This is a genomic window from Chitinophagaceae bacterium (assembly GCA_007695095.1).
Taxonomy (GTDB): Bacteria; Bacteroidota; Bacteroidia; order Chitinophagales; family REEL01; genus REEL01.
The window spans coordinates 1-3,682 of record REEL01000016.1 but is presented as its reverse complement, the minus strand read 5'-3'; the positions used below and the strand labels follow the sequence as shown (position 1 = coordinate 3,682).

The following is a 3,682-nucleotide window of genomic DNA, read 5'->3' as shown; positions in this document are numbered from 1 at the left end:
CTTCCGAAAAGTATTGCTGATAGCGAACAGCATATCCTTCAATAGAAAGCTTTTCGACCCTTTGTCCAAATTTTGATTGAAAATCCATTTTTTTTGTAAAGTAACTTAAAAAAACAATTAGAATCAAATTATTTTAAAAGTGCTTGGAAGATTGGGTAGTAAGGGTTGGGTGTCAGTTATCATCCTTAACTAATGTTGTGTCTGAAAGTCTGTCGTGTAAGCCATTTTTAGTAAATAAAAATGAGATCCAATCAAACGGTATAATTCTACAAAAAGTTCTACGTAAAATGTCTCCAAGTGCGGGCTTAGCGCCATCTTTTGTCACAACACTTGTTTTAGTAATAAATTTTCCAATTGTTTTTTGATATTTAGTTTCCATAAATATATAATAACCAAAAAATACGACAATAAGAATTAGATAAACAATAAGTGTAAACAATGATTGGTCCGTTGTAACTATAAAAAGTCCAAGAAAATATGCAAATATGAAAGTTAATGTAAAGTAGGCAAAGGTGTCAATAATAAAATGTAAAAACCTTATCAAAGAACTCACTTTCTTAGCCTCAAACTGTTTTAGTTTTTCAAGCTCAGTAGTAATATCAATTTTAACTTGTTCAATTTTTGAAACGTCTATATTACCCTTTTTAATTTCTACTTCTGCAGCTTCAACAGCTAAAGGCTGATAATCTTCTTTATCTATTGTTACAATTTTAATAAGTTCTTTGTCAGTTTGCTTTGACATTATGTCTTTAAAATTTGTATTCATTTTTTATTTCAATTTGTGGTTAGCATTTCCCCCGCTTTTTGGATTTATAATCAGGAAGTATAACGAAGGCTACAATTACATTTCTCCAAATTAAGAAATAAAAATATAAATTTTAGAGAATATTGAGTCGTTTTGATAAATTAGATATGATTTAGTTATAGCCGGGCCGCTACGAACAGTTGAGTGCAATCCGGAAGTGTGGCAATTTCAGCCATTTAGCCGAAGGCTATTCAATAAACTTTCTCGCGAGACGAGGGCGGGTGATACGAACAAGGAAGTATCAATTTAATATAAGAAACCAAAAAGCCAAAGCGGAATTTTATTCCCATAACCTATCTCTATATCATCCAAAGCAAAAAAAGCATTGTCAATATTCTTCAATTGAGATTTCGTTTTTTGTTTTCCCCCGATTTCAAAAATAAATTTCTCCCCTATCTGAAAGTCTCCCTTTTTCGGAAGCGTAAATGATAGCTTAGCATTAGTCAGTTGATTCATAAAAAACGACTCTCTAATACTCCCTATATTAGGTTCTTTCAGAAAAGCATAAGCCATGTTCGTGTTCTCTAAATATACTTTATCAGGCTTCTGCAGATAGGCTACTCCCTTACTTTTTGTGTTTATCAGATTTACTAATCTTGCACTTTCCAACAGGCTAAACCAATCATAAACCATATCCCGGCTTACATCAAGCTTTCTGGCCAATGCAGCAATATTAGGCTTGAATGGCACTGAATATGCCAGGATACTTAAAAATTTTTTAATCTTAAAGGCTGTCTGAGCAGAATAACCATGTGTAAAAGATAAATCAGACTCTAATACCGCATTAATTGTTTGAAGTAATTTCATGTGATAATCAGTTTCCGCAGCTTCCTTGAAATATGGAAAATAACCATGTTTCAGATAGTTTTTAAAGTGGTATAAGATTTTATTTTTTTCGGTAATTTCTGTACTCAATATTTGATGCTTTTCAAGCAGCTCCTCAAAGCTTATCTTTTCAGTATGGTAAATGTTTAAAAAACTTAAATACTCCCTGAATGATAAACCGGGCAATTCATAAGTAATGACTCTTCTACTCAAATCAGATTCACCTCTGTAAATATCAAGTGCAGATGAAGCGGTAAATACAACTTTTAAATCAGGAAAACTATCATAAATATTCTTTAGTTCGCGTGACCAATTAGGATACTTATGAACTTCATCAATGAAAAGGTATTTACCACCATTTTTATAAAAAGTATCCACTAATTCGGTTAGTATATTATCATAAAACCAGTAGTGGTCAAGTGAAATATAAAGTGCCTTGTTTACAGGTTGCTTTAACTCATATTTTATATATTGAAGCAATAAAGTTGTTTTACCTGAACCTCTGGGGCCTTTGATTGCTAACATTCTGTTTCCCCAATTTATTTCATGAAATAATTGACGAATAAACTTGTTACTGACTTGTTTTAGCAAATAATTTTGATGGTTAAAAAGCTGTTCCATGGCTGGCTATTTTATACAAAGTTACTATAATTGTAGGTTATAACCTACAATTTAACTGTCAAAATGTAGGTTGTGACCTACATTTTAGCATTTAGCAAAAAGCAAATCTAATTTTCTTCAGATTGTCTTACATTTAAAATTAGACAGAAACATGCAGAGGTATGAGTCTAATACCACATATAGTTACCGGTTCTTAAGGAATCTATTAAAGCTCTTTCACCGGTTCTCTCACTTAAGTTATTGTAAACTTTTTTTAACTCAATGGAACTGTCCTGAAAGTAATAATATAAATAATCAATAAAAGGCGATTGGTTTGATAAATATTCTTTGTAAAGAACTTCTTGAAATATATCTTCGCCAAGGATGAAGGCAAAATTTATTTTTTGAGTGCTGATTTGGAGGTCGATTTGATGTGATTCAGGTATTTTATATAAATTTTCCAATGCACATAATGTATCTCTTGCCATCAGGCAATCTCTAGACTTATTAGAATATAAATTTGCCTGTTTTCTTTCTTTGGTATGAATTGTATAAGTCGTATTTAACCTTACTGCATTTTTGATTGATGTACTTTGCCAATTGTTATCTTTAAATGTATAAAAGTCAACAAGTTTAGGATTATCGTTTATTAATTTTACCCGATATTTTCTAAAGTCAACATAATAATCTTCGTATAAAAATGAAAAGGTGATTTCCGAATGAGATTTAAAATGTTCAACATTTGATAAAAAAGCCTTTCCTTCATGAAATTTATTGCGATAAACTAAATCGGTATTCATATATAAAATATGTTTTGACCATTCTTTATCAAAAAGATGGTTAAAAACAGTTTCTTCAGAAGGCCTGAGCAATTGGATCACCTTGTTTCTAAACTCTTCATTATCCCATGAAGATCTAATCAATTCAAATTCATGATTATTAAAGCTTATAAGCAATGCAGTAGCAAATTCTTCTATCTTTTTTTTATCTTCTGTTGATAGAACTACCGTTTTCTTTACTTCCTCATTACAAGCAGTAAGAAGTAAATTAAATATAAGAAGAAAAAAAAGCCATTTTTTCATGTAAGTAAAATTAGATTCCTGTTTCCCATTCAAATTTCAAATCATAAAAACTCGATGGCTTCAATTAAATTCCACCAACCACCAAATAAAGAAATAAAAATATAAATTTTTTAGAGTATATTGAGTCGTTTTTATGAATTAGATGTGATATGGTTTTAGCTTGGACGCTACTAACAGTGGTGGGTAATCCGGAAATATAGCAATTTTAGCCATTTAGCCGGAGGCTATTCAATAAACTCACTCAGAAAAAATAAATCAGAGAACAGAAAAACTAAAACCAACAAAAAAAATCTACTTTAAAATGATAAGACTAATTGCCATGACAGCCATGCCGCTTATTAGGCCATAAATTGCATTATGATGTTTTCCA

General features: G+C 30.8%; 4 protein-coding genes. All 4 read right to left on the bottom strand.

Annotation, left to right across the window (positions count from 1 at the left end):
* Positions 1-172 precede the first annotated feature (172 nt).
* Entirely contained in the window at positions 173-766 is a 594-nt protein-coding gene (locus EA412_00295; GenBank protein TVR84590.1) for an RDD family protein, read from the bottom strand.
* 285 nt (positions 767-1,051) lie between these two features.
* Complete coding sequence (locus tag EA412_00290) at positions 1,052-2,251, bottom strand: ATP-binding protein (protein ID TVR84589.1); 1,200 nt, start codon at positions 2,249-2,251, stop codon at positions 1,052-1,054.
* Positions 2,252-2,418: 167 nt separating this feature from the next.
* On the bottom strand, positions 2,419-3,312 hold the full coding sequence (locus EA412_00285; protein ID TVR84588.1) for a hypothetical protein: 894 nt from the start codon (positions 3,310-3,312) through the stop codon (positions 2,419-2,421).
* A gap of 291 nt (positions 3,313-3,603) precedes the next feature.
* Positions 3,604-3,682, bottom strand: a 79-nt coding sequence (locus tag EA412_00280; protein TVR84587.1) for a zinc transporter ZupT domain protein, incomplete at its 5' end; no start/stop codon positions are given.